The organism is Collimonas sp. OK412 (assembly GCF_900112135.1).
Lineage (GTDB): Bacteria > Pseudomonadota > Gammaproteobacteria > Burkholderiales > Burkholderiaceae_D > Collimonas > Collimonas rhizosphaerae.
In genome coordinates, this window is the sequence record NZ_FOLC01000004.1 from 122,676 (window position 1) to 148,361 (window position 25,686).

General features: G+C 60.2%; 30 protein-coding genes and 1 other RNA gene. 24 read left to right on the forward strand and 7 right to left on the reverse strand.

Features of this window, described 5'->3' with window-relative positions:
- Nucleotides 1–36 precede the first annotated feature (36 nt).
- The 15 genes from BM062_RS06065 to tatC all read left to right on the forward strand — a co-directional run bounded on the left by BM062_RS06065 (nt 37) and on the right by tatC (nt 10,621).
- Nucleotides 37–279: a BolA family protein gene (locus BM062_RS06065; RefSeq protein ID WP_092394631.1), complete on the forward strand. Its 243-nt coding sequence runs from the start codon at nt 37–39 to the stop codon at nt 277–279.
- Nucleotides 280–333: 54 nt separating this feature from the next.
- Entirely contained in the window at nt 334–1,584 is a 1,251-nt protein-coding gene (murA, locus tag BM062_RS06070; RefSeq protein ID WP_092394634.1) for a UDP-N-acetylglucosamine 1-carboxyvinyltransferase, read from the forward strand.
- Nucleotides 1,581–2,228 (forward strand): ATP phosphoribosyltransferase, encoded by a 648-nt coding sequence (gene hisG / locus BM062_RS06075; RefSeq protein ID WP_092394637.1) that lies wholly within the window; start codon nt 1,581–1,583, stop codon nt 2,226–2,228. Before murA ends, hisG begins: the two co-directional genes overlap by 4 nt.
- Before the next feature lie 50 nt (nt 2,229–2,278).
- The gene (hisD, locus tag BM062_RS06080) at nt 2,279–3,604 is read left to right on the forward strand and encodes a histidinol dehydrogenase (RefSeq protein ID WP_092394640.1); all 1,326 of its coding nucleotides are present in this window, start codon (nt 2,279–2,281) and stop codon (nt 3,602–3,604) included.
- Between the two features lie 16 nt (nt 3,605–3,620).
- The gene (locus tag BM062_RS06085; protein WP_092394642.1) at nt 3,621–4,409 is read left to right on the forward strand and encodes a DNA-methyltransferase; all 789 of its coding nucleotides are present in this window, start codon (nt 3,621–3,623) and stop codon (nt 4,407–4,409) included.
- Between the two features lie 238 nt (nt 4,410–4,647).
- Nucleotides 4,648–5,244: an imidazoleglycerol-phosphate dehydratase HisB gene (gene hisB / locus BM062_RS06090; protein ID WP_014004509.1), complete on the forward strand. Its 597-nt coding sequence runs from the start codon at nt 4,648–4,650 to the stop codon at nt 5,242–5,244.
- 47 nt (nt 5,245–5,291) lie between these two features.
- A complete protein-coding gene (gene hisH, locus BM062_RS06095; RefSeq protein WP_092394645.1) occupies nt 5,292–5,930 on the forward strand; it encodes an imidazole glycerol phosphate synthase subunit HisH in 639 nt (212 codons plus the stop codon).
- A 136-nt stretch (nt 5,931–6,066) separates the two neighbouring features.
- Nucleotides 6,067–6,882, forward strand: a complete 816-nt coding sequence (gene hisA, locus BM062_RS06100) for a 1-(5-phosphoribosyl)-5-[(5-phosphoribosylamino)methylideneamino]imidazole-4-carboxamide isomerase (protein ID WP_092394648.1) — start codon at nt 6,067–6,069, stop codon at nt 6,880–6,882.
- Complete coding sequence (gene hisF / locus BM062_RS06105; protein WP_092394651.1) at nt 6,879–7,643, forward strand: imidazole glycerol phosphate synthase subunit HisF; 765 nt, start codon at nt 6,879–6,881, stop codon at nt 7,641–7,643. Before hisA ends, hisF begins: the two co-directional genes overlap by 4 nt.
- The gene (gene hisI / locus BM062_RS06110; RefSeq protein WP_092394654.1) at nt 7,640–8,038 is read left to right on the forward strand and encodes a phosphoribosyl-AMP cyclohydrolase; all 399 of its coding nucleotides are present in this window, start codon (nt 7,640–7,642) and stop codon (nt 8,036–8,038) included. The genes hisF and hisI overlap by 4 nt, the downstream gene beginning before the upstream one ends.
- Nucleotides 8,039–8,070: 32 nt before the next feature.
- Complete coding sequence (locus BM062_RS06115) at nt 8,071–8,448, forward strand: phosphoribosyl-ATP diphosphatase (RefSeq protein ID WP_092394657.1); 378 nt, start codon at nt 8,071–8,073, stop codon at nt 8,446–8,448.
- A gap of 47 nt (nt 8,449–8,495) precedes the next feature.
- Entirely contained in the window at nt 8,496–8,867 is a 372-nt protein-coding gene (locus tag BM062_RS06120) for a histidine triad nucleotide-binding protein (protein ID WP_092394660.1), read from the forward strand.
- A 123-nt stretch (nt 8,868–8,990) separates the two neighbouring features.
- Nucleotides 8,991–9,200, forward strand: a complete 210-nt coding sequence (gene tatA, locus BM062_RS06125) for a Sec-independent protein translocase subunit TatA (protein ID WP_092394664.1) — start codon at nt 8,991–8,993, stop codon at nt 9,198–9,200.
- A 59-nt stretch (nt 9,201–9,259) separates the two neighbouring features.
- Nucleotides 9,260–9,754 carry a Sec-independent protein translocase protein TatB gene (gene tatB, locus BM062_RS06130; RefSeq protein WP_092394667.1) on the forward strand — a complete coding sequence of 165 codons (495 nt, stop codon included), beginning with the start codon at nt 9,260–9,262 and terminating at the stop codon, nt 9,752–9,754.
- Between the two features lie 78 nt (nt 9,755–9,832).
- Nucleotides 9,833–10,621, forward strand: coding sequence for a twin-arginine translocase subunit TatC (gene tatC / locus BM062_RS06135; RefSeq protein ID WP_092394670.1), 789 nt, complete (start codon nt 9,833–9,835; stop codon nt 10,619–10,621).
- A gap of 31 nt (nt 10,622–10,652) precedes the next feature.
- Here tatC and BM062_RS06140 read toward each other — a convergent pair whose 3' ends face one another.
- Both BM062_RS06140 and BM062_RS06145 read right to left on the reverse strand, forming a co-directional pair.
- Complete coding sequence (locus BM062_RS06140; RefSeq protein ID WP_092394673.1) at nt 10,653–11,339, reverse strand: DUF2461 domain-containing protein; 687 nt, start codon at nt 11,337–11,339, stop codon at nt 10,653–10,655.
- Between the two features lie 40 nt (nt 11,340–11,379).
- Nucleotides 11,380–12,546: a Do family serine endopeptidase gene (locus BM062_RS06145; protein WP_092394676.1), complete on the reverse strand. Its 1,167-nt coding sequence runs from the start codon at nt 12,544–12,546 to the stop codon at nt 11,380–11,382.
- A gap of 53 nt (nt 12,547–12,599) precedes the next feature.
- Here BM062_RS06145 and BM062_RS06150 point away from each other — a divergent pair, with 53 nt between their 5' ends.
- The 7 genes from BM062_RS06150 (at nt 12,600) to BM062_RS06180 (ending at nt 21,150) form a co-directional block, all read left to right on the forward strand.
- On the forward strand, nt 12,600–13,352 hold the full coding sequence (locus BM062_RS06150) for a Nif3-like dinuclear metal center hexameric protein (RefSeq protein ID WP_092395086.1): 753 nt from the start codon (nt 12,600–12,602) through the stop codon (nt 13,350–13,352).
- A 27-nt stretch (nt 13,353–13,379) separates the two neighbouring features.
- Nucleotides 13,380–13,766 (forward strand): RNA-binding S4 domain-containing protein, encoded by a 387-nt coding sequence (locus BM062_RS06155; protein ID WP_092394679.1) that lies wholly within the window; start codon nt 13,380–13,382, stop codon nt 13,764–13,766.
- A gap of 312 nt (nt 13,767–14,078) precedes the next feature.
- A complete protein-coding gene (locus tag BM062_RS06160; RefSeq protein ID WP_092395089.1) occupies nt 14,079–14,747 on the forward strand; it encodes a TetR/AcrR family transcriptional regulator in 669 nt (222 codons plus the stop codon).
- Nucleotides 14,748–14,773: 26 nt separating this feature from the next.
- Nucleotides 14,774–16,564 (forward strand): acyl-CoA dehydrogenase C-terminal domain-containing protein, encoded by a 1,791-nt coding sequence (locus BM062_RS06165; protein ID WP_092394682.1) that lies wholly within the window; start codon nt 14,774–14,776, stop codon nt 16,562–16,564.
- Nucleotides 16,565–16,651: 87 nt separating this feature from the next.
- Nucleotides 16,652–19,039, forward strand: coding sequence for a 3-hydroxyacyl-CoA dehydrogenase/enoyl-CoA hydratase family protein (locus BM062_RS06170; protein WP_092394685.1), 2,388 nt, complete (start codon nt 16,652–16,654; stop codon nt 19,037–19,039).
- Nucleotides 19,040–19,057: 18 nt separating this feature from the next.
- Complete coding sequence (locus BM062_RS06175; protein WP_092394687.1) at nt 19,058–20,251, forward strand: acetyl-CoA C-acyltransferase; 1,194 nt, start codon at nt 19,058–19,060, stop codon at nt 20,249–20,251.
- A gap of 134 nt (nt 20,252–20,385) precedes the next feature.
- Complete coding sequence (locus tag BM062_RS06180; RefSeq protein ID WP_092394690.1) at nt 20,386–21,150, forward strand: enoyl-CoA hydratase; 765 nt, start codon at nt 20,386–20,388, stop codon at nt 21,148–21,150.
- Between the two features lie 80 nt (nt 21,151–21,230).
- Here the strand turns inward: BM062_RS06180 and BM062_RS06185 are convergent, their stop codons facing one another.
- The 4 genes from BM062_RS06185 to BM062_RS06200 all read right to left on the reverse strand — a co-directional run bounded on the left by BM062_RS06185 (nt 21,231) and on the right by BM062_RS06200 (nt 24,404).
- Entirely contained in the window at nt 21,231–21,380 is a 150-nt protein-coding gene (locus BM062_RS06185) for an entericidin A/B family lipoprotein (protein ID WP_092394693.1), read from the reverse strand.
- A 70-nt stretch (nt 21,381–21,450) separates the two neighbouring features.
- Nucleotides 21,451–22,122, reverse strand: a complete 672-nt coding sequence (locus tag BM062_RS06190; RefSeq protein ID WP_092394696.1) for a MarC family protein — start codon at nt 22,120–22,122, stop codon at nt 21,451–21,453.
- Between the two features lie 84 nt (nt 22,123–22,206).
- A complete protein-coding gene (locus BM062_RS06195) occupies nt 22,207–23,124 on the reverse strand; it encodes an ornithine cyclodeaminase family protein (RefSeq protein WP_092394698.1) in 918 nt (305 codons plus the stop codon).
- Nucleotides 23,121–24,404 (reverse strand): D-amino acid dehydrogenase, encoded by a 1,284-nt coding sequence (locus tag BM062_RS06200; protein ID WP_092394701.1) that lies wholly within the window; start codon nt 24,402–24,404, stop codon nt 23,121–23,123. The genes BM062_RS06195 and BM062_RS06200 overlap by 4 nt, the downstream gene beginning before the upstream one ends.
- 184 nt (nt 24,405–24,588) lie before the next feature.
- Here BM062_RS06200 and rnpB point away from each other — a divergent pair.
- Nucleotides 24,589–24,914, forward strand: an RNA gene (gene rnpB, locus BM062_RS06205) — RNase P RNA component class A.
- Here rnpB and BM062_RS25515 read toward each other — a convergent pair.
- Nucleotides 24,909–25,049: a hypothetical protein gene (locus BM062_RS25515; RefSeq protein ID WP_175500905.1), complete on the reverse strand. Its 141-nt coding sequence runs from the start codon at nt 25,047–25,049 to the stop codon at nt 24,909–24,911. The genes rnpB and BM062_RS25515 overlap by 6 nt on opposite strands.
- On the opposite strand from BM062_RS25515, the gene BM062_RS06210 reads away from it, so the two are divergent.
- The gene (locus BM062_RS06210; protein WP_092394704.1) at nt 25,048–25,602 is read left to right on the forward strand and encodes a fasciclin domain-containing protein; all 555 of its coding nucleotides are present in this window, start codon (nt 25,048–25,050) and stop codon (nt 25,600–25,602) included. The two genes, BM062_RS25515 and BM062_RS06210, sit on opposite strands and share 2 nt — an antisense overlap.
- Nucleotides 25,603–25,686: the final 84 nt, after the last annotated feature.

Consider the following 25,686-nt stretch of genomic DNA (forward strand, 5'->3'; position numbering starts at 1 on the left):
ACATCACCACGTTGGAAAAACAGCTAAGAAAATATTATGTTCCCTACACCTGATCTCGTTAAAAGCTACATCGCCGCCGGCCTCGAATGCTCGCACCTGGATGTCGAGGGCGACGGCCAGCATTTCAAGGCAGTGATCGTGTCCGCAGCCTTCGCCGGCAAGCGTCCGATACAGCGCCACCAGATCGTCTACGCGGCGCTGGGCGACCGCATGCGCGAAGAAATCCACGCCTTGTCGATGAAGACACTGACGCCGGAAGAATTTCAAGAGAACAAATGACCGGCCGGGCGGCTGCCCTGTCAGATACAACGAACACCACTGCGAGAAGTCACCATGGATAAATTATTGATACAAGGCGGTAACCGCCTTTCCGGCGAAATCACCATTTCCGGCGCAAAAAATGCGGCGCTGCCTATCCTGTGCGCCGGCTTGCTTAGCTCGGACCAGCTGCACCTCAGCAACGTGCCGAACCTGCACGATGTATCGACCATCCTCAAGCTGCTGCGCCAGATGGGATTGAAGGCGACCCAGGACGGCCACTTCGTGACCCTGCAAGGCGACGCCATCACCAACCTTGAAGCGCCCTACGAAATGGTGAAAACCATGCGCGCATCGATCCTGGTGCTGGGGCCGCTGCTGGCGCGCTTCGGCGAAGCACGGGTGTCGCTGCCGGGCGGCTGCGGCATCGGTTCGCGCCCGGTCGACCAGCACATCAAAGGCTTGCAGGCGATGGGCGCCGAGATTGCGATCGAGGCCGGCTACATCCATGCCAAGGCCAAGAAGCTCAAGGGCACACGCGTCGTTACCGACATGATCACCGTCACCGGTACTGAAAACCTGCTGATGGCCGCAACCCTGGCCGATGGCGAGACGGTCCTGGAAAACGCTGCACGCGAGCCTGAAGTGACCGACCTGGCCAACCTGCTGGTTGCGATGGGCGCCAAGATCGACGGTATCGGCACCGATCGCCTGACGATCCAGGGCGTCGACAAGCTGCACGGCGCCGAGCACGCGGTGATCGCCGACCGTATCGAGACCGGCACTTTCCTGTGCGCGGTGGCGGCCACCGGCGGCGACGTCATGCTGAAAAATACCCGCAGCCACATCCTGGATGCGGTGCTGGACAAGCTGCGCGAAGCCGGCGTGATCCTCACCTCCGGCGACGACTGGATCCGCGTGCAGATGGCAGCGCGGCCCAAGGCGGTCAGTTTCCGCACCACTGAATATCCGGGCTTCCCGACCGACATGCAAGCGCAGTTCATGGCGATGAACAGCATTGCCGAAGGCACCAGCCACGTCACCGAAACGATCTTTGAAAACCGCTTCATGCACGTGCAGGAAATGAACCGCCTCGGCGCTGCCATCGATGTCCAGGGCAATACCGCCATCATCAAGGGCGTCGACAAGCTGGTCGGTGCGCCGGTGATGGCGACCGACCTGCGCGCCTCCGCTTCGCTGGTGATTTCCGGCCTGGTGGCGCAAGGCCAGACCCTGATCGAGCGCGTCTACCACCTGGACCGCGGCTACGACGAGATGGAGCGCAAACTGTCCGCGGTCGGCGCAAATATCGAAAGAATCAAATGAGCCAGAAGCTGACCCTGGCCCTGTCGAAAGGCCGCATCTTTGAAGAGACCTTGCCGCTGCTGAAGGCCGCCGGCATCGAGGTCACCGAAGATCCGGAAACTTCGCGCAAGCTGATCCTGGCGACCAACGATCCGCAGGTCAACGTGATCATCGTGCGCGCTTCCGACGTGCCGACCTATGTGCAATACGGCGCCGCCGATTTTGGCGTGGCGGGCAAGGATGTGCTGCTGGAGCATGGCGGCGAAGGCCTGTATCAGCCGATTGACCTGGAGATTGCAAAATGCCGCATGTCGGTAGCGGTATCGGCCGGCTTTGACTACGCCAGCGCGATCCGCCAGGGCGCGCGGCTGCGGGTCGCCACCAAATACCTGCTGACGGCGCGCGAACACTTCGCGGCGAAGGGCATGCACGTCGACCTGATCAAGCTGTACGGCTCGATGGAGCTGGCGCCGCTGGTCGGGCTGGCGGATGCGATTGTCGACCTGGTCAGCACCGGCGGCACCTTGCGCGCCAATAACCTGGTCGAAGTCGAACACATCATGGATATCTCGTCGCGGCTGGTGGTGAACCAGGCCGCCTTGAAGCTGAAGCGCGAGCGCTTGCAGCCAATCCTGGAAGCCTTCGAAAAAGCTTCGATTCAATAAGCCGCGGCGACGCAGCTGCGGCGGAAACCGCACAGTAAACTGGAAGTGATATGAGCATAGCAATCAGAAAACTCGATGCAGGACTGCCGAATTTCCAGGCGCAACTGACAGCGCTGCTGGCGTTCGAGGCAGGTGAAGACGAAGCCATCGACCAGGCCGCGGCACGCATCCTGGCCGACGTCAAAGCGCGCGGCGACGCCGCCGTGCTGGAATACACCAACCGTTTCGACCGCCTCAGCGTAAACGACGTCAGCCTGCTCGAAATCGGCCAGCAGGAATTGCAGGCGGCGCTGGCCGAGCTTTCTCCTGAACGCCGCGGCGCCTTGCAGATCGCGGCCGACCGCGTGCGCAGCTACCACCAGCGCCAGAAAGTCGAATGCGGTTCGGACGGCTTCAGCTACACCGAAGCCGACGGCACCGTGCTGGGGCAAAAGGTCACGCCGCTGGACCGCGTCGGCATCTATGTCCCCGGCGGCAAGGCGGCTTATCCTTCCTCGGTGCTGATGAATGCGATTCCGGCCAAGGTCGCCGGCGTGCAGGAAATCATCATGGTGGTGCCGACTCCAGACGGCATCAAGAATCCGCTGGTGCTGGCGGCGGCGGCCATTGCCGGCGTTGATCGCGTATTCACCATCGGCGGCGCGCAAGCAGTGGCGGCGCTGGCCTACGGCACCGCCACCATTCCCCAGGTCGACAAGATTGTCGGCCCCGGCAACGCTTATGTCGCGGCGGCCAAGCGGCGCGTATTCGGCACGGTCGGCATCGACATGATCGCCGGGCCTTCCGAAATCCTGGTGCTGTGCGACGGCACCACCGATCCCGACTGGATCGCGATGGACCTGTTTTCGCAAGCCGAGCACGATGAACTGGCGCAGTCGATCCTGCTGTGTCCTGACCCGGCTTACATCGCCGCCGTCGAAGCCAGCATCAACCGGCAGCTGCCGCTGATGCCGCGCCATGAAGTGATCCGCACTTCGCTCACCAACCGCGGCGCGCTGGTGAAAGTGCGCGACATGGAGCATGCCTGCGAGATCGCCAATCATATCGCGGCGGAGCACCTGGAAATTTCGGCCGACAATCCGCAGCGCTGGGCCGACCGGATCCGCCACGCCGGCGCCATGTTCCTGGGCCGGTTCTCGTCGGAAGCGCTGGGCGACTACTGCGCCGGACCAAATCACGTACTGCCGACTTCGCGCACCGCGCGTTTCTCGTCGCCGCTCGGCGTCTACGATTTCCAGAAGCGTTCCAGCATCATCAACATCAGCGAGGCCGGCGCCCAGACGCTGGGCAAGGTCGCGGCGGAACTGGCTTACGGCGAAGGATTGCAGGCGCATGCCCGGTCCGCCGAATACCGCTTGAAAGACAAGCCGCAATGACAGCGGCGTGGCTGCGATGAGCGACGACTGGATCGACCGCATCTATGGCGAGGACGCGCTGCAGGGCCTGCAGCGCATACCGGACGGTTCGGTCGACCTGCTGCTGGCCGATCCGCCCTACGGCCTGGGCAAGGACTACGGCAACGATTCCGACAAGCTCGACACCGCGGCTTACCTGCGCTGGACCGAAGAATGGATAGACGCCGCCTTGCCGAAACTGAAGCCGAACGGCAGCCTCTACATTTTCCTGACCTGGCGCTTTTCGCCCGAGATTTTTGTCATGCTCAAGCAGCGCATGATCATGAACAATGAAATCATCTGGGACCGGCGGGTGCCTTCGATGGGCGGCGGCACCCGGCGTTTTTCGTCGGTGCACGACACGATCGGCTTCTTCGCCCGCGCCAAGGACTATTACTTCGACCTCGACGCCATCCGGATTCCCTACGACGCTGAAACCAAGAAAGCCCGTTCGCGCTCGATTTTTGTCGGCGCCAAGTGGCTGGAGCTGGGTTATAACCCGAAAGACGTCTGGAGCGTCTCGCGCCTGCACCGCGAACATCGCGAGCGGGCCGACCATCCGACCCAGAAGCCGCTGGAAATCGTGGAGCGCATGATCAAGGCTTCCTGTCCGCCCGGCGGGATCGTGCTCGATCCCTTCATGGGCAGCGGCACCACGGCGGTGGCGGCGCGCCGTTGCGGACGGAGGTTTGTCGGCTTTGAGCTCAATCCCGAGTACTGCGCGCTGATCGAACGGCGGCTGGCGCAGCTCGACAGCCAGGAGCCCGGCGAACGGGCGCTGGCATAGGCATTTGGCTTGAATAGCAACGCTTATAGCGATTATCAAGGCTGCCATTAGCGGGAAAACATGAAAATGTCGGTAAAATGGCGATGCAGCCCAAAAAGCTGCCTTGGCCAGGCTTCACTAGTGACTAACGGGGAAGCTGCAACAATCTCGATCTTAAATCCGGTCGTCGAATAATTTAGTACACTTACCTCCACGACGCCTGTGCGTCACCACATAGTAAATTGGTCTCAAGCTCAACATGTCTACGCCTCGAACTGCATCGATCACGCGCAATACCAACGAGACGCAAATCCGCGTCTCCATCAATCTGGACGGCAGCGGCCAGCAAAAGCTGAATACCGGCGTGCCGTTCCTCGACCATATGCTGGACCAGATTGCGCGGCATGGCTTGATCGACCTCGATATCGAAGCCAACGGCGACCTGCATATCGACGCCCACCACACGGTGGAAGACGTCGGCATTACCTTGGGGCAAGCGTTCGCCAAGGCCATCGGCGACAAGAAGGGCATCCGCCGCTACGGCCATGCCTACGTGCCGCTGGACGAAGCGCTGTCGCGCGTGGTGATCGATTTCTCCGGCCGCCCGGGCCTGGAATTCCACGTGCCGTTCAAGCGCGCCATGATCGGCGGCTTCGACGTCGACCTGACCCACGAATTTTTCCAGGGCTTTGTCAATCATGCACTGGTATCTTTGCATATCGACAACCTGCGCGGCGAAAACGCCCATCATCAATGCGAAACCGTCTTCAAGGCGTTTGGCCGTGCGTTGCGCATGGCTGCAGAGCTGGATCCGCGTTCCGCCGGCACCATTCCTTCGACCAAGGGCAGCCTCTAAGGTTGAGCTTATTTACCCGGACTTTCCTCGGGACTTGAATCTTTATCATGAACAAAATTGTTGTAGTTGACTATGGCATGGGCAACTTGCGCTCGGTGGCGCAGGCCCTGCGCCAGGTGGCGCCGGAAGCCGAGGTCCTGATCTCGGGTACGATTGCCGATATCCGGTCCGCCGACCGCCTGGTCCTGCCAGGCCAGGGAGCAATGCCGGATTGCATGCGCAGCCTGCGCGAATCGGGTTTGCAGGAAGTGTTGCTGGAAGCTGCGCGCAGCAAGCCGCTGCTAGGCGTCTGCGTCGGCGAGCAGATGCTGTTCGACCTGAGCGAAGAAGGTGATACCGCCGGCCTGGGATTGTTGCCCGGCAAGGTAGTGCGCTTCCGCCTGGACGGCCGGCTGCAGGACGACGGTTCGCGTTTCAAGGTGCCGCAGATGGGCTGGAACCGAGTGCGCCAGGCGCAGTCTCATCCGCTCTGGCACGGTATTGCCGACCAGGATTATTTTTATTTCGTCCATAGCTATTACGCAGTGCCGGCCGATGCTGCGCATACCTTCGGCGAGACTGAGTACGGCGCGGCGTTCAGCTGCGCGGTCGGCCGTGATAATATTTTTGCCACGCAGTTTCATCCGGAGAAAAGCGCTAGCGCCGGTTTGCAGCTGTACAAGAATTTCGTGCAATGGAAGCCTTGAATATATTCCGGCATTCCCCCTGGTTTATGCGGATATTTATTCAAACTGGACTGAGCAAACTTAACTGAGCAAATTAGCTGCCTGGATTTCACTGGGCAGGTTTTTAACCGACTTCACCTCATACACAATTGTAGCCATGCTGCTGATACCTGCCATCGACCTCAAAGACGGTCACTGCGTACGCCTGAAACAGGGCGATATGGACCAAGCCACCGTATTTTCCGACGATCCGGGCGAGATGGCCCGCCATTGGCTGATGCAAGGCGCGCGCCGCCTGCACCTGGTTGACCTGAATGGCGCGTTCGCCGGCAAGCCGAAGAACGAACCCGCGGTCAAGGCCATCATCAAGGCGGTGCGCGAATTCGCCGTACTCAACGGCGTCGAGGAAATCCCGGTGCAGCTGGGTGGCGGCATCCGCGACCTGGACACTATCGAACGCTACCTGGACGACGGCCTGAGCTACATCATCATCGGCACCGCCGCGGTCAAGAATCCTGGTTTCCTGCACGATGCCTGCAGCGCTTTCCCGGGCCAGATCATCGTCGGCCTCGACGCCAAGGACGGCAAGGTCGCCACCGATGGCTGGAGCAAGCTGTCCGGCCACGAAGTGATCGACCTCGCCAAGAAATTCGAAGACTATGGCTGCGCCTCGATCGTGTATACCGACATCGGCCGCGACGGCATGATGGGCGGCGTCAATATCGAAGCGACCGTCAAGCTGGCGCAAAGCATGACCATCCCGGTGATCGCTTCCGGCGGCGTGCACAACGTCAAGGATGTGGAAGCGTTGTGCGCGGTGCAGGATGAAGGCATCGAGGCGGTGATTTGCGGCCGTTCGATTTATGAAGGAACGCTTGACTTGCGTTCGGCGCAAGAGCGCGCCGACGAGCTGAGCGACGAGTTCGTCGAAGACGAAGACTTATCCGAGCAGCCCGACGCTGACCAGCCATGACGCTTGCCAAACGCATCATTCCCTGTCTCGACGTGACCAATGGCCGCGTGGTCAAGGGCGTCAATTTCCTGGAGCTGCGCGATGCCGGCGATCCGGTCGAGATTGCCCGCCGCTACGACCAGCAGGGCGCTGACGAAATCACTTTCCTCGACATCACTGCTTCCTCCGACGGCCGCGACCTGATCCTGCCGATCATCGAAGCGGTTGCGTCGCAGGTATTCATCCCGCTGACGGTCGGCGGCGGCGTGCGGGCGGTGGAAGACGTACGGCGTTTGCTGAACGCAGGTGCGGACAAGGTCGGCATCAACACTTCCGCCGTCACCAATCCTCAGCTGGTGGCGGACGCCGCCGCCAAGTACGGTTCGCAATGCATCGTGGTGGCAATCGACGCCAAGCAGGTCGCACCCGGCAAATGGGAAGTCTTCACCCATGGCGGGCGCAAGGCCACCGGCCTCGATGCGATCGCATGGGCGCAAAAGATGGAGCGGCTGGGCGCGGGAGAAATCCTGCTCACCAGCATGGATCGCGATGGCACCAAGGTTGGTTTCGACCTGGCCTTGACCAGCAGCGTCTCCAATGCCGTGACGATTCCGGTGATTGCTTCCGGCGGCGTCGGCGGTTTGCAGGACCTGGCAGACGGCATCAAGATCGGCCGCGCCGATGCGGTGCTGGCGGCGAGCATTTTCCATTATGGTCAACATACTGTGCAAGAAGCCAAGCAGTTCATGGCGGCACAGCAGATTCCGATGAGGCTAGCATGAGCAGCGTGAGTTGGTTAAACAAGGTGAGGTGGGATGAGCACGGCCTGGTGCCGGTGATTGCCCAGGAACTCGGCTCGAACGATGTCTTGATGTTCGCCTGGATGAACCGCGACGCCCTGGCGAAGACGGTGGCGCTGGGCGAAGCGGTGTACTGGAGCCGCACGCGCAAGAAACTGTGGCACAAGGGCGAAGAGTCCGGCCATGTGCAGAAAGTGCACGAAATTCGTCTCGACTGCGACGAGGACGTGGTACTGCTGAAAGTAACCCAGGCCGGCGACATTGCCTGCCATACCGGCCGCCACTCCTGTTTCTTCCAGAAACTGGAGAGCGAGAGCAAGGGCTGGGAAACGGTCGAGCCGGTGCTGAAAGAACCGGACGAGATATACAACAAGTAAGCAGATCAACAAGCAGATAAGCGGATGCAATCATGAGTGAAACCCTAAAGCGCCTGGCTGCGGTCATCGAGTCGCGCAAACCGGCCAACGGCGGCGACCCGGAGACTTCGTACGTCGCCCGGCTGTTCGCCAAGGGCGACGATGCGATCCTGAAGAAAATCGGCGAGGAAGCGACGGAAACCGTGATGGCCGCCAAGGATGCGCGGGTGGATGGCGATTCTTCGCATGTCTTGTACGAATGCGCTGACCTGTGGTTCCATTCGATGATCATGCTGGCCCAGTTCAACCTGACGCCGCAAGACGTGCTGCAGGAACTGGCGCGGCGCGAGGGCCTGTCGGGCATCGAAGAAAAAGCCAGCCGCAAGCTGAGCGACCGTGAGCAGCAGGAAACCGGCCAAGACAAGATCTGAATCGTTTCAGAATCGTTTAAAAGAATCGTTCAAGCCCCGGAGATAATTTGGAAAATTGTATTTTTTGCAAAATTGCAGCCAAGCAGATTCCCTCGAAAGCGATCTATGAAGACGACGACCTGATCGCTTTCCATGACATCAATCCGGCCGCGCCCATCCATTTCCTGATCGTGCCCAAGCAGCACATCGCGACTTTGGCCGATTGTACTGAGGCGCATGCCGCTTTGTTGGGTAAAATGGCGCTGCTGGCGCCGCGCCTGGCGCAAGAACAGGGCTGCGGTTACCAGCTGGACGAGCAGGGCCAGGCTAGCGGCGGCTACAAGACTGTCTTCAACGTCGGGCCTGACGGCGGCCAAGAGGTGTACCATTTGCATATGCACGTCATCGGCGGACCTAAACCGTGGCGTGGGCAGCGCTGAACCGGCCGGATTGATGTCGTCCGGCGGCAGCAAAAGCTGCGGGTGCGCTGCAGGTGATTTGCAAGGATTTAACGGTGTATTGACTTAGCAGGATCGGACAGCTTGTCCGACAAGGAGAAAAAAATGGGTTCGTTCAGTATTTGGCACTGGTTGATCGTGCTGGTTATCGTGATGTTGGTGTTTGGCACCAAGAAAATCGGCAATATGGGTTCCGACCTGGGCAAGGCAGTCAAGGGCTTCAAGGATGGCGTCAAGGGCGAAGAAGAAAAACAAGCCGCCGACAAAGCGACGATTGACGTTGCAACCAAAGAAAAGGACAAGTCCGGCAACTGATTCATGGCGGCCGGCGCCTGCTTCAAGCCGGCCGTGGATGATGTTTGCCGCTCCTTCCCATGATCGATATTGGTCTTACTAAACTCGCTCTGATTGGTGTCGTTGCACTGGTTGTCGTCGGGCCGGAAAAACTGCCGACCGTGGCTCGCATGGCGGGTTCCCTGTTCGGCCGCGCGCAACGCTACATCAATGAAGTCAAATCGGAAGTCAGTCGCGAGATTGAACTGGAAGAATTGCGCAAGATGCAGCAAGACGTGCAGGAAGCGGCCAGCGATATCGAGCAAAGCATTGCCCGCAGCGTCTCGGATACCAAGGATTCGCTGCACGCTGCCTGGAACGACGGCAGTGTGGGTGCCGCGGACAGTTTCAATGTCGAGCAGCTGGCGGTCAAGGCCAAGAGTTTTCGCAAGAAAAAGCTGGCGCGCACCAGCGCCATTCCTGCTTGGTACAAACAGCAAAGCGGCCAAAAGGCGCGTGTCCTGTCCGGCGCCGCGCGTGTCGCGAAATATCGCCCGGCCGGCCAAAACAAGGCTTCCGGTTCATTTTTTTCATGATTTCATGCATCGCCTCAAGGCAATCGGGGCCAACGCTGATATCCGCAAATCCGCTTGTTTGCAAAACACCTTGCTCCCATGACTGAAGAACAGAAAACAAGCGGTTTCGATAAAACCAGCGGCGTCGAAGAGACGTTCATTTCGCATCTGGTGGAATTGCGCAATCGCATCATGAAGGCGTCGATCGCAGTGATCGTGGTATTCCTGTGCCTGATGCCGTGGGCTGCGCATATCTACGATTTGCTGGCTGCGCCGATGCTCGCCGCCCTGCCGGTGGGCGCCAAGATGATCGCTACCGGCGTCATCACGCCGTTCCTGATCCCGGTCAAGGTGACCCTGCTGCTGGCCTTTGTCATCGCTCTGCCATGGGTGCTGTACCAGCTGTGGGCGTTTATCGCGCCAGGCCTGTATGCGCATGAAAAGAAGCTGATTGCGCCGCTGGTGATTTCATCCTCGGTATTGTTTATCGCCGGCGTCGCTTTTTGTTATTACCTGGTGTTTGGGGTGATCTTCCACTTCATTAACAATTTTGCGCCGAAGTCGGTTTCGGTGGCGCCGGACATCGATAGCTATTTCGATTTCGTGATGACCATGTTCATCGCCTTCGGCATGACGTTTGAAGTGCCCATCGTGGTGATCGTACTGGTGCGCATGGGCCTGGTTTCACTGGAAAAGCTGAAATCCATCCGCCCTTATGTCATCGTGGGCGCTTTCGTGGTGGCAGCAGTGGTGACGCCGCCGGACATCATGAGCCAGCTGCTGCTGGCCGTGCCGCTGTGCCTGCTGTACGAGGTCGGCCTGCTGGTGGCGCCGCTGTTCGTCAAGGCGACCCAGGCGCCTGCGGAAGAATCGGAAAAAACCATCTGAATCGAGCGGGCGGCTGCCAGGCCGCCCCGCGTTACTCGGCAATCGGGGTCTTGATCTGCCGCAGCCAACCTACCAGCGGGTAAGCATCTTTAAAACCGGACACCAGTTCTTTCTCCAGCGCGTCCGACAACATCTTCTTCACCGGCTGTTCGTTCCAGACGATAAAGTTTTTCATCTTGACATATTCGATGTGCGGCGAGTCGGCGTCAAAACCTTTGGGCGGACGGGTCAGCTTGCCTTCGGTCTGCAGGTCGCCGTAAGTTTCCACCAGTTTCTTGTTTTTCAGCAGCTTGCCAAAACCCTTGGCGTCGGCGACCACCTGCTGGCGGATCGCCCGCAGGCGGTCGGCCGGCGGCATGTATTCGCCGCCGGCGATGAGCAGGGTGCCGCTGGCGTCGATATGGAAATAATAGGCCGGACCGCCGCCCTGGCTCGGCTTCTTCAGTCCGCTGGCCGTGATGGACGCCGAGAAATAGGATTTGTACGGACTCTTGTCGTGTGAAAAGCGCATGTCGCGGTTGATCCGGAACAGCGCTTTCTTCGGATTGCAGCCGGCGATGGCCGGATCGAATTTGCTGACCTGGGCGATCAGGCGCACCACCAGTTCCAGGAACTCTGCCCGCAAGATATCGTAGCGCGGCTTGTTCATGACAAACCAGGCCCGGTTATTGTTTTCCGACAGTTCGGCCAGGTATTGGGTCAGGTCACGTACGTGCATTACCGGTTTCCTTTATGAGATTGAGCGCGGCGGCGCGCATTTATTCTGGTTCGCGTTTCATCGGCGGCCGCTTGCCGATAACGGCTTCCACCGTGGTTTCCTTGGTCTTGCGCAACACCGTCAGCTTGGCTTTGCTGCCAGGCTGCAGCTGGGCGATCAGGTTGGTCATGTCGGTGCTGTCGGTGATCGGCTTGCCTTCGATCGCCACCAGGATATCGCCCGGCTTCAGGCCGGCCTTGTCGGCCGGGCCGTTCTTGATTACGCCGGCGATGATGGCGCCGGTGCTGCGGTTCAAGCCGAAGCTTTCGGCCAGTTCCGGCGTGATATCCTGCGGTTCGACGCCGATGTAGCCGCGCACCATGTGGCCGGTGTTGATGATCGATTCCATCACGGTCTTGGCGGTAGTCATCGGCACGGCAAAACCGATTCCGAGCGAACCGCCGGTACGCGAATAGATTGCAGTGTTGATGCCGATCAGGTTGCCGTTGGTGTCGATCAGCGCGCCGCCGGAATTGCCGGGGTTGATCGCGGCGTCGGTCTGGATGAAGTTTTCAAACTGGTTGATGCCGAGGTGGCTGCGGCCCAGCGCCGAAATGATCCCCATGGTCACCGTCTGGCCGACCCCGAACGGATTGCCGATGGCCAGCACGACGTCGCCGACGCTGGCCTGGTCGGCGCGGCCCAGCGTCACCGCAGGCAGGTTCGGCAGCTCGATCTTGATCACGGCCAGGTCGGTTTCAGGATCGGTGCCCACCACCTTGGCGGTAGTGGTGCGGCCGTCAGCCAGCGCCACTTCGATTTCATCGGCCGCTTCGACCACATGGTTGTTGGTCAGGATATAACCCTGCGCGCTGACGATGACGCCCGAGCCAAGGCTGGACTGTTTCTCGTCTTGGTCGTCGCCGCGGTCACCGAAGAATTTCCTGAGCAGCGGATCTTCCGGCATGTCAGGCGCGACCGGCTTGGCGTCCTTGCTGGTGAAAACATTCACCACCGACGGCATCGCGCGCTGCGCAGCCTGGCGGTAGGAGCCCGGCGTCGGCGTTCCCGGGGCAACTTCCTGCAGCGGCACCTTCGACGCGGCGATATGCGTTGGCGAACTGGTCAAGGCGCCGTTTAGCCAATCCGGCTTCAAGGTCGTTACAATGAACCAGATCGCTAAACCGATGGTGATGGTTTGCGCAAATAACAGCCAGAAACGTCGCATAGTGAAGATCTTAGAAGGAGTAAGGAATCGTGGATCAAGAATCGGTAAAAGCGGTGGATCGCATTGAACTGGAGAAATATCTTGCCGAAGCATTAAATATTACACAGTTCCGTGATTATTGCCCAAATGGCTTGCAGGTGGAAGGACGCGCCGAAATTAAGCGCCTGGTGACAGGCGTCACCGCCAGCCTCGCTTTGCTGGAAGCGGCCGTAGACAGCGGTGCGGACGCCATCCTGGTGCACCACGGTTATTTTTGGCGCGGCGAGGACGCCCGCGTTATCGGCCCCAAGCACAAGCGCCTGAAATTGCTGCTGACGCACGATATCAACCTGTTTGCCTATCACCTGCCGCTCGATGCCCATGCGGATTTTGGCAACAATGTGCAGCTGGCGCAGCAATTGGGTTTGTCGCCCAATGGCCGTTTCGGCGAAGGCAGCCTGGGCTGGCTGGGCAGCGTCAGCGATCCGCAGGTAAGCACCGTGGGTGATTTGGCGAACCTGATTGAGCGCCGGCTGCAGCGCGCTCCGGTCCTGATCGGCGACCCGTCCCAGCGCCTGGGACAAGTCGCCTGGTGTACCGGCGCCGCACAAAACCTGCTGGGCGATGCAATTGCCGCCGGCGCCGGCGTCTACATCAGCGGCGAGATTTCCGAGCCGACCGTGCACCTGGCGCGTGAAACCGGGGTGGCCTACCTGGCGGCCGGCCATCACGCCACCGAGCGCTACGGCGTGCAAGCCCTGGGCCGCCACCTGGCCGAGCATTTCGGCCTGCAGCATCAATTCATCGACATCGGCAACCCGGTGTAAGTGCGGTGCAGACTATGGATTCACAGCATGGGTAAGACGGTCGAAGCGGTACGTATTGACAAGTGGCTCTGGGCGGCACGGTTTTTCAAGACCCGCACGCTGGCCAGCGACGCGGTCGACCACGGCAAGGTCAGGCTGAACGATGAGCGCACCAAGCCGGCGCGCAACCTGAAAGCCGGCGATATCCTGGCGATCGATAACGGCGCCAGCGTGTGGGAGGTGACGGTCGTGCTGCTGGCAGACAACCGCAGTTCGGCGGCGATTGCGCAGACGCTGTACCAGGAAACCGAACAAAGCGTGGGCAGGCGCGCCGCGCTTGCGGAAGACCGCAAGTTCTTCCACGAACCCACACTGCAGATCAAAGGGCGGCCGACCAAGCGCGACCGCCGCTTGCTGGATAAGGCACAATCCTAGATGGCGGTTTGACATCGCCCCGGCCCGGTTTTGGCGCTAGCGTAAAGCTGCCAGGACGTTTTCTCATCAAGCGCGGCTGCCATATCCAGGGCTCAGGAAGCGCAAATAGAACTTCCGCTGGATTTCGAAGGAATTCTCGGTAGAACGGCCCCTCTAAGTCGCTGTTTGACATTTCGATTCTGGTGCATAATAGTACGAGCGTTCGCATTCTTGCAGGCAGCCGTCTTCGAGCCAGGCAACGCCGATTGTATCCAGACCTAACCAGACAGAGACAGGACTATCGTGGCACATACTGACATGCCGCCGAAATTCATGCGTAAAGGCGAAATGACGCGGGCAGCGATTCTCGACGTTGCCATCACGCTGGCGAGCCGTGACGGCCTTGAGGGTCTGACCATCGGCTTGCTGGCCGAAAAAATGAACATGAGCAAATCCGGCGTGTTTGCCCATTTCGGCTCGCGCGAAGATCTGCAGATCGAAGTGGTGAAGCTGTACCACCGCCAGTTCGAGCAGGAAGTGTTCTATCCGAGCATCAAGGAAGCACGCGGCCTGCCGCGCCTGGAATGCATGTTTGCCCGCTGGATCCGTCAGGTGACGATTGAAATCGCCTCGGGTTGCATCTATATCAGCGGCGCCGTCGAGTACGACGACCGGCCGGGAGAAATCCGTGAACAGCTGGTGACCATGGTGCGCACCTGGCAGCAGGCCCTGCATCGCTGCACACTGCAGGCAGTCGACGCCGGCCACCTGCGCGCCGACACCGACGCCGACCAGCTGGTCTACGAGATGTACGGCTTGATCCTGGGTCTGCATCACGACGCCCGTTTCCTGAAAAAAGCCGGCAGCGTAGAACGCGCTCAAAAAGGTTTCGACCGCCTGATTGACAGTTATCGTGATACGCAGGCGCTCCAGTCCACCAAGAAATCCTCGCAAACGAATCAAAAAATCGCTGCCAAGCCGGCAGCCAGATCAATCCAGTAAATACAAACAATCATCAGGAGAGCACCATGGGTCAATACGTCGCGCCACTGCGGGATATGCAATTCGTCATGCACGAGCTGCTGCATGTAGAAGATGAACTGAAACAATTGCCGAAGCATGCCGAGATCGATGCCGACATCATCAATCAGGTGCTGGAAGAGGGCGGTAAATTCACCTCCCAGGTACTGTTCCCGCTGAACCATTCCGGCGATCGCGAAGGCTGTCACCACGACAAGGCCACCCACACGGTCACCGCACCGAAGGGTTTCAAGGAAGCCTATAAGCAGTACGTGGAAGCCGGCTGGCCATCGCTGTCCTGCGATCCTGAGTTCGGCGGCCAGGGCTTGCCGCTGGTGATCAACAATTCGTTCTACGAAATGATGAACTCGGCCAACCAGGCCTGGACCATGTACCCGGGCCTGTCGCACGGCGCCTACGAATGCCTGCACGCGCACGGCACGCCAGAGCAGCAGGCCCTGTACCTGCCTAAGCTGGTTTCCGGCGAATGGACCGGCACCATGTGCCTGACTGAATCGCATTGCGGCACTGACCTTGGCATGCTGCGCTCGAAAGCCGAGCCGCAGGCCGACGGTTCCTACAGCATCACCGGCAGCAAGATTTTCATCTCGGCCGGCGAGCACGACATGTCGGAAAACATCCTGCACCTGGTGCTGGCGCGTTTGCCGGGCGCACCGGAAGGTTCCAAGGGCATCTCGCTGTTCCTGGTGCCGAAATTCCTGCCGAATGCTGACGGTTCTCTGGGCGCGCGCAATCCGATCACCTGCGGCGCGATCGAAGAAAAAATGGGCATCCACGGCAATTCGACCTGCCAGATGAACCTGGACGGCGCCACCGGCTGGATCATCGGCGGCGCGCATAAAGGCTTGAACGCGATGTTCGTGTTCATGAACGCAGCCCGCCTCGGCGTCGGCATGCAAGGCCTGGGCCTGACGGAAGTCGCTTACCAGAACGCATTGGTGTACGCCAAGGACCGGCTGCAGATGCGCAGCCTGTCAGGCATCAAGGCCAAAGACAAGCCAGCCGATCCGATCATCGTCCATCCAGACGTGCGCCGCATGCTGTTGACGGCAAAAGCGTATGCTGAAGGCGCCCGCGCATTCTGTTCCTACGTCGCGCTGCAGCTGGACAAGGAGCTGAACCATCCCGATGAAGCAGTGCGCAAGGACGCAGCTGATGAAGTTGCGTTGCTCACTCCTGTGGTCAAGGCCTTCATTACCGATAACGCCTGGACTGCGACATCGGAGTGCATGCAGGTGTACGGCGGCCACGGCTTCATCGCCGAATGGGGCATGGAGCAATATGTGCGCGATGCCCGCATCAACATGATCTACGAAGGCACCAACACCATCCAGTCGCTGGATCTGCTGGGCCGCAAGGTATTGATGGACAACGGCGCCAAGCTGAAGAAATTCGGCGCCAAGGTGCAGGCGTTCATCGAAGAGAATGGCGCTGACGAAGCCTTGTCGGAATTCATCACGCCGCTGGCCGACCTCGGCGACAAGGTCAGCAAGCTGACCATGGAAATCGGCATGAAGGCTTTCCAGAATCCTGACGAAGCAGGCGCCGCGGCAGTGCCTTACCTGCGCGTGGTCGGTCATCTGGTTTATGCCTACTTCTTTGCGCAAATGGCAAAGATCGCTTTGGCCAAGCAAGATTCAGGCGACAAGTTCTACGTTTCCAAGCTGGCTACCGCACGTTTCTATTTCGCCCGCCTGCTGCCGGAAACCGCAATGCTGATTCGCCAGGCACGTTCCGGTTCGGCCAGCCTGATGGCGCTGGATGCGGATTTGTTCTAAGGAATTTTTACTAAATGAGCCGTAGGGTGGACCTGCGCTGAAGCCAAGCATGTCCACGCCCCCAACAGACTGACCAAGGAGATACAAGTGTCCAATTTCATCGTTAAAAAAGTCGCCGTTCTCGGCGCCGGCGTGATGGGTGCGCAAATTGCCGCCCACTGCCTGAACGCCAAGGTGCCGGTAGTGCTGTTCGACCTGCCTGCCAAGGAAGGCCCGAAAAACGGCATCGTCCTGCGCGCCATTGAAAACCTGAAGAAGCTCAGCCCGGCGCCGCTCGGCAACAAGGATGACGCATCGCTGATCGAAGTCGCCAACTACGAAGACAACCTGGATGTGCTGGCCGGCTGCGACCTGATCATCGAAGCGATCGCCGAGCGCATGGACTGGAAGCATGACCTGTACAAGAAGGTTGCGCCGCACATTGCGCCGAACGCGATTTTCGCGTCCAACACTTCGGGACTGTCGATCACGGCCTTGTCGGAAGGCTTCGACGCTGAACTGAAAGCACGCTTCTGCGGTGTGCACTTCTTCAACCCGCCGCGCTATATGCACCTGGTGGAACTGATTCCTACCGCGACCACCAAGCCGGAAATCCTCGACCAGCTGGAAGGCTTCCTCGCCACTACGCTGGGCAAGGGCGTGGTCCGCGCCAAAGATACGCCAAACTTCATCGCCAACCGCGTGGGCGTGTTCGGCATCCTGTCGACCGTGCACCAGGCTGAAAAATTCGGCCTGTCGGTGGACGTGGTGGATGACCTGACCGGCGCCAAGCTGGGCCGCGCCAAGTCCGGTACATTCCGTACCGCCGACGTGGTCGGCCTGGACACCATGGGGCATGTGATCAAGACCATGCAGGACAACCTGAAGGACGATCCTTTCTACGGCGTGTACGCAACGCCGCCGCTGCTGGCCAAGCTGGTCGAGCAGGGCGCGCTGGGCCAGAAGGCCGGCGCCGGTTTCTACAAGAAGGTCGGCAAGGACATCCTGCGCATCGATGCGGCCAAAGGCGAATACGTTGCCGGCGGCGGCAAGGCCGACGAGCTGGTGGCGCGCATCCTGAAAGACAAGGATCCGGTCAAACGCATGAAAACCCTGCGCGAATCGACCAATCCGCAAGCGCAGTTCCTGTGGGCGATTTTCCGCGACGGTTTCCATTACATCGCCGTCCACATGGAATCGATCGCCGACAATGCGCGCGACATCGATTTCGCCATGCGCTGGGGCTTCGGCTGGAGCGTAGGCCCGTTCGAGATCTGGCAAGCCGCCGACTGGCAGCAGATCGCCGGCTGGGTCAAGGAAGACATCGATGCGGGCAAGGCGCTGTGCAATGCGCCGCTGCCAGCCTGGGTATTCGACGGCCGCACCGGCGTGCATGCTGCCGATGGTTCTTATTCGCCAGCGAAGAAAGCCAACGTCGCCCGTTCCACCTTGCCGGTCTACGAACGCCAGGTATTCCGCGCGCCGTTGCTGGGTGAAGGCGTGGCCGACGGCAAGACTGCCGGCACTACCGTATTCGAGGACGACTCGGTGCGCGCCTGGCATCAGAACGACCAAGTGCTGGTCTTGTCGTTCAAGACCAAGATGCACGTAATCGGACCTGGCGTCATCGCCGGCCTGAACAAGGCCGTGGCGGAAGCCGAAAAGAATTACAAGGGCCTGGTGCTGTGGCATGCGGATGCAGCCGAAGGCGGCGCATTCTCGGCCGGCGCCGACTTGCAATCGATGCTGCCTTTGTTCATGTCGGGCGGCGCCAAGGCGATCGAACCGATGGTCGCCGAGCTGCAGCAGGCTTTCATGGGCCTCAAGTATGCGAGCGTGCCGGTGGTCGCCGCAGTGGCAGGCCTGGCGCTGGGCGGCGGCTGCGAACTGGCGTTGCACACGGCCAAGCGCGTGGCGTCGATCGAGTCGTATATCGGCCTGGTTGAAGTCGGCGTCGGCCTGATCCCGGCCGGCGGCGGTTTGAAGGAAGCGGCAGTACGCGCTGCCAACGACGCCAAGGGCAACGACATCCTGCAATTCCTGAAGACGTCTTTCCTCAACGCCGCAACCGCCAACGTGTCGAAATCGGCATTGCAAGCGAAGAGCATGGGCTACCTGAAGGCCGACGATGTCATCGTGTTCAATGCCTACGAGCTGCTGCATGTGGCCAAGGTCGAAGCGCGCGCCATGTTCGACGCCGGCTATCGTCCGCCGCTGAAAGCGCAGATCCCGGTCATCGGCCGTTACGGCGTTGCGACCATCCTGGCGCAGCTGGTCAACATGCGCGACGGTGGCTTCATCTCCGCCCATGACTACAAGCTGGGCAGCATGATCGCCAACATCGTCTGCGGCGGCGAAGTGGAAGAGGGCAGCGTAGTGAATGAACAATGGTTGCTGGACCTGGAACGCAAAGCGTTCGTCGAACTGCTGAACAACCCTAAGACGCAAGAGCGGATCATGGGCATGATGCAGACCGGCAAACCAGTGCGCAACTAATCAAATCAGGAGCAGGAAATGACTAAACAACTTCAAGATGCGTACATCGTCGCCGCTACCCGCACGCCAATCGGCAAGGCGCCGCGCGGCATGTTCAAGAACACGCGCCCGGACGACCTGCTGGTGCGCGTAATGCAATCGGCGCTGGCGCAAGTGCCGGGCCTGGATCCGAAACTGATCGAAGACGCGATCATCGGCTGTTCGTTCCCGGAAGGCGCGCAAGGCTTGAACATGGCGCGCAACGCCGTGTTGCTGGCTGGCTTGCCGAACACCATCGGCGGCGTCACCATCAACCGTTATTGCGCTTCCGGCATCACCGCAGTCGCGATGGCGGCTGACCGCATCCGCGTCGGCCAGGCCGATGTGATGTTCGCAGGCGGCGCCGAATCGATGTCGATGGTGCCGATGATGGGCTTCCATCCATCGGTCAACATGGATGTGTTCAAGGATGAAAACATCGGCATGGCCTACGGTATGGGGCTGACCGGCGAAAGAGTGGCGCAGCAATGGAAAGTGTCGCGCGAAGCGCAGGATGCATTCGCGCTGGAATCGCACCGCCGTGCGCTGGCGGCGCAGGCGGCCGGCGAGTTCAACGATGAAATGACTTCGGTCGAGATCATCGAGCGCTTCCCTAACCTGGCGACCGGCCAGATCGATATCAAGACCCGTATCGTCGATCGCGACGAAGGCGCGCGCGAGTCCACCATGGAAGGCTTGGCCAAGCTGAAGGCAGTGTTTGCCGCCAAAGGCACGGTCACTGCGGGCAACTCCTCGCAAACTTCGGATGGCGCCGGTGCGCTGATCCTGGTCAGCGAAAAGATCCTGAAGCAGTTCAACCTGACGCCGCTGGCGCGTTTCGCCTCGTTTGCAGTGCGCGGCGTACCGCCGGAAATCATGGGTATCGGTCCTAAAGAAGCGATACCGGCAGCGTTGCGCGCCGCCGGCATCACCCAGGACCAGCTGGACTGGATCGAACTGAACGAAGCGTTTGCGGCGCAATCGCTGGCGGTGATCCAGGATCTCGGCCTCGATCCGGCCAAGGTCAACCCGATGGGCGGCGCGATCGCCCTCGGCCATCCGTTGGGTGCAACCGGTGCGATCCGTTCGGCGACTACGATCCACGCCATGCGCCGCCACAACCTGAAGTACGGCATGGTCACCATGTGCGTCGGCACCGGTATGGGCGCCGCGGGTATTTTCGAGCGCATGTAATCGTTTGAATTAGCAGATTGTCATAAGCAATCGTAAAAACGAAAAAGCCGTGCTGCTATCCCCCGCACGGCTTTTTTGTCTTCTTTAATGTAATCATGCTGCCGCGTATCGCGTGCGCTGAACTGGAGCACCAGATGGATATTTTGACTAGCAAGGAAAACGGCATTCTGACGATCGAATTCAATCGCCTGGAAAAGAAAAATGCGATTACCGCCGCCATGTACCAGACCATGGTCGACGCGCTAAAAGATGCGGAGAGCGACAGCGCGGTAAGGGCGATCCTGTTTACCGGCAAGCCGCAAATTTTCAGCGCCGGCAACGACCTCGAAGATTTCATGAAGAACCGGCCGACCGGTTCCGACAGCCCTGTGTTCCAGTTCCTGTGGCAGATCAGCCATGCCAGCAAGCCGCTGGTGGCGGCGGTGGCGGGGGCAGCAGTTGGCATCGGCACTACCTTGCTGATGCATTGCGACCTGGTGTATGCCGCCGACAATGCGCGTTTCTCAATGCCGTTCACGCAGCTCGGCTTGTGCCCGGAGGCGGCTTCCAGCCTGATCCTGCCGCAAATCGCAGGCTACCAGCGCGCGGCCGAAAAACTCCTGCTGGGCGAGGCTTTTACGGCAGAGGAAGCTAATGCCATGGGCTTGGTCAACAAGGTGCTGCCAGCTGAAGAATTGCTGGCGTTCGCGCGAGCACAGGCGGCCAAGCTGGTTGCTTTGCCGGCGGCTTCGATCCGCGTCACCAAGCGCCTCATGAAAGGCGGCCAGACCGCGGCAGTGGAAGCGCAGATGAAGCAGGAGGTTGAACACTTCGGTGCGATGCTGGCTGCGCCGGAGGCGGCCGAGGCGTTCATGGCTTTCTTCGAAAAACGCAAGCCTGATTTCAGCAAGTTTGCCTGATGCACCGCGATGCTTGCATGACGTGAATAAAAAACCCGACGCCAGGTCGGGTTTTTTTATCTGCAAAGCATCGCAGGAAACTACATTTTCTTTTGCACGTCCTGAGCCGCGTCTTGTACTTTTTCACCACCGGTTTGCACGTCCTTGCCGACACCGGCCATCGTGTTGCACGCTGACAGCGCGCCCAGCATGCCCAACATCGCTGCAACTACCATCATCTTCTTCAGCATCGTGTGCTCCTAATGAGTTGGTGAGGCAATTATCTTATCACTAGAATTCCGCAAAATCAGAAAAAGTGATTTAGTGCGCTTGCCACAACAATAATAAGCCGCTCACCCCGTCCCACAGGATCTGCACGCCGATGCACAGCAAGATGAATGAGGTCATGCGCTGCATGACGGTGGTGCCGGTCTCGCCCAGCAAGCGTATCAGCACGCCGGCAAAACGATTGCTGAGATAGACCGCCAATGCCGCCAGCGCCAGGCCGACGACGGCGGCGACCATGGACAGCGGCAGCGGCACGTTCGGCACGCGCACGCCGGCGCCGAGGGTGATGGCGACCGAGATCGAACCGGGGCCGACCGTGAGCGGAAACGCCAGCGGATAAAAAGCCTTCTTGGAGGCCAGCTGTTCGGTCCAGAGCGATGCGGGCACCGCTTCCGCCATCGGCGTTTCATCGGAGTTCAACATTTTCCAGGCAGTGGCCACCACCAGCAGGCCGCCGGCGACTTTCACTACCGGCAGCGACAGGCCGAAAAAAGCCAGCACGTGGGTGCCGATGAACATGCCGCCCACCAGCAGCAGGAAGGAATTGATGGCGACCCCGCGCGCCAGCGAGTTGCGGGTGGTGTCGGAAGCGGAGATGGTCAACGCATGGAAAATCGGCGCGCCGCCGGGCGGATTCATGATCGGCAACAGCGCCGCCAGCACAAACAGCACGGTCTTCAGGAAGCTCAGCAGGTGGAATTCCATGTGTGCATGTCGTCAATAGTCATCGGTGGCCCGATTCTAGACTGACGGCATGGCGGCGGCAAGCAATCCCGCTTGCAACAGGGCTTACCAGCCGAAACGTTCGCAGGCGCGGCGGTATACCAGGCCGGACAGGGCAATGTCCTCGAGGCCGACACCGATCGCCTTGTAGATCACCAGGTCGTCCGGCTGGCGCCGGTAGGTACTGCTGCCGTCGACAATCTGTCCCAGTTCCCACACCTGCTCCCAGGCAAAGGTCCCGGGCTCGCACAGCAGCAGGTCGCCGGCTTCCTGTTGCGCCTGCGGTTTCCATTCGACCACCAGGGCGTTGGCGCGGGCGATCGCGCGGTCGTCGAGTTCGCGCAGGTTGCCTTTGCTGGCGCCCACTGCCGCCACGAAGGCGCCGGCTTGCAGCCAGTCGCCGGAAAACAGCGGTGTGGCCGAGCGCGTTACGGTAACTACCACATCGCCGGCCTGGGCTGCTTCGTCGATGCTGACGGCGCGCGCCGGGATGCCCGTCTGCTGCGTGACCTGCTCTGCAAACTGCTGCTGGCCGCTGCGGCCGGCAATCAGGATCTCCTTGAATTTTCGCACCGCCAGCAAAGCCGGCACGTGCGAGTGCGCCTGGACCCCGGTGCCGATCACCGCCAGCGTGGCTACGTCTTGCCTGGCCAGGTGGTCGGCGGCGACTGCGGTGGCGGCAGCGGTGCGCAAGCCGGTCATGGTGTCGGATTCAATCGCCGCCAGAGGCCGCCCGTCTTCGGTGGAAAACAGCACGGTGACGAAATGAAATTTGCCGTTGATCGTGGTGTAGACCTTGTAACCGGCAATGCCGGCGGCCGGCAGCAACGCGCCCATGCTGGACATCATGACGGGGCCTGCGCTGGTGCGCATCCTGGCCTGCTGCGCGCCTTGTCCGATGCCGGCGAAAGCCTGGCGCATGGCGTCGATGGCGTCGCCGGTGTTGATCAGTTCCGCGACTTGCTGGTTGGTGATGAGTTTCATGATGTTCCTTTGCTTGCGCTAAATGAAAAAGGACTGGCGTCGATCGCAGTGGCGCCGCCCGCGATCAGCTGCGCCAGCAGGCTAGCGCTGCCGTGCGCCAGGGTCCAGCCGAGACTGCCGTGGCCGACATTCAGGTACAGGTTCTTGACCGGGGAAGCGGAAATCAGCGGCACGCCGCTCGGCGTCGTCGGCCGGAATCCGGTCCAGGGCGACAGGCCGGCGCTGTCCGAAAGGTCGCCGCAGCCGGGGAACAGTTCACTGACGCCGCGTTTCAATTCATCGATGGCGGCAGCCGGTATGCTGCGGTCCATGCCGACCAGTTCCACTCGTCCTGCAACCCGCAGCCGGTTTCCCAGCCGGGCATAAACGATTTTCCGGGAAAGGTCGGTAATCGACACCTGCGGCGCCGCGGCCTGCGTGGCGGTGTCGTTCAACGGCACGGTGATGCTGTAGCCCTTGAGCGGATAGAGCGGCAGCGAGAAGCCGGCCTGGCGTGCAAAACCGGCGCTGGCGGCGCCCAATGCCAATACGAAGGCGTCGGCGGCTATTTGCTCCTGGCCGGCGTGCACCGCGGTCAAGGCGCCGTTGCGCATTTCCAGTTTATGGATGCGTTGCGAGTGAGCGAAGCGGAAGCCCGGCTGTTGCGACATGGCTCCGACCAGTTGCCGGCAGAACAGTGCGCAGTCGCCCGCTTCTTCGCTCGGGGTATACACGCCGCCGGCCCAGTCGCGCTTGGCGTTGGCCAGCGCCGGTTCGATCTGCATGCAGCGTGCGGCGTCGATGATTTCCTGCCGGCAGCCGTGCCGGGCCTGGAACTCGATTTGCTTGCGGGCGCCTTCCAGTCCTTTGGCGTCGCCGTACATCACCAGCTTGCCGGCGCGGCGGTGCTGGAAATCCAGCGGCTGCGCCTGCGTCAGTTGCTGCAATTGGCCGCGGCTGAAGAATGCCAGCCGCAGCAGGTCGACGGTGGTTTGCCTGACCCGGCTGGCATTGCAGGCCGCCAGGAACTTGAACAGCCAGCGCCATTGCGCAGGATCCATTTTCGGCCGCAGCGTCAACGGCGAACCGGCGCTGAACAGGTATTCCGGCCAGTGGGTCCAGACCGAAGGATCGGCCAGCGGCGCGACATAGGAGAAACTCAGCTGGGCGCCGTTGCCGAGGCTGGTCTGGCTGCCCGGCAGCGCTTCGGCGTCGACCAGCGTGACTTGGTGGCCGGCTTCCAGCAGCCGGTAGGCGGAAGTGACGCCGATGACGCCGGCGCCCAATACGCAGATGTGCATTTGTCTTGTCCTGTCGGGGATGTGATATCGCTTGCCGTGCTCTTGCAGTGCACAAAGCCATGAATACTATACGTACGCCTCAATATTCTGTCTCATGCTGTTTTGGCATCGTCGGCAGGGTTTGATGACGCGAGTGCAATGAAATAGCGCGGGCTGCGGCTCCCGTTGCGGTAAAATGCCGCCTGAAGTAAGCCAGACAGCCGCTGGCCGGCGCTGCAATGCGCCGGCGGGAGGAAGGTCCGGACTCCATAGAGCAGGGTGACGGTTAACGGCCGTCCGCCGTGAGGCGAGGAATAGGGCCACAGAGACGAGCGTATTAAGTTACGGTGAAACGCGGTAACCTCCACTCGGAGCAATTCCAAATAGGCACGCGTTGATGTTGCTCGCGGAGCGTGCGGGTAGGAAGCTTGAGCGCTGGAGTAATCCAGCGCCTAGAGGAATGGTTGTCATAACGCGAGGGCGCAAGCCTGGACGTCGTAACAGAATCCGGCCTATCGGCTTACTTCATTTTCTTTCGGCAGATGCAATATCGGCATCTGCATTTTCTTGCATGATTTTTTGAATCCGGCGAATCCAGTTGCGGGGCAGTTGCGTATATGACTGTGCAGGCTCCGAAAACTGACTTTCTTTCAAAGGAATCATCATGCGCAAACTTACCTATGCTTTGACTTTGTCCGCAACCCTGATTGCCGCCGGCGCGGCTTATGCAGAAGATACCGTGATGGTTGGCGGGCAAAGCATGTATCCCAGCAAGGACATCGTCGACAACGCTGTCAATTCGGCAGACCACACCACCCTGGTAGCCGCGGTAAAAGCTGCGGGCCTGGTGGAAACGCTGAAAGGCAAAGGGCCGTTCACTGTATTTGCCCCGACCAACGCTGCCTTCGCCAAGCTGCCGGCCGGGACGGTGGAGACCCTGGTCAAGCCGGAAAACAAGGCGACCCTGACCAAAATCCTGACTTATCACGTGGTGCCAGGCCGGTATGGCTATGCCAAGCTTGAAAGCGCCATCAAGCAAGGCAATGGCAAGGCTGAATTGCCAACCGCCAGCGGCGGCAAGCTGGCCTTCACGCAAAATGGCCCGCACAATATTACCGTCACGGACGAAGGCGGCCATAGCGCCAATATCAGCACCTATGACGTGAGTCAGTCGAACGGCGTGATCAACGTGATCGATACCGTATTGATGCCTAAATAGTCATAAGACAGGTAGGCGGTCTCAGGCGACGGCATTCTCTCCGTCGCTTTTTTTTCGTCCAAATGGATTGGGTGACGTTTACGT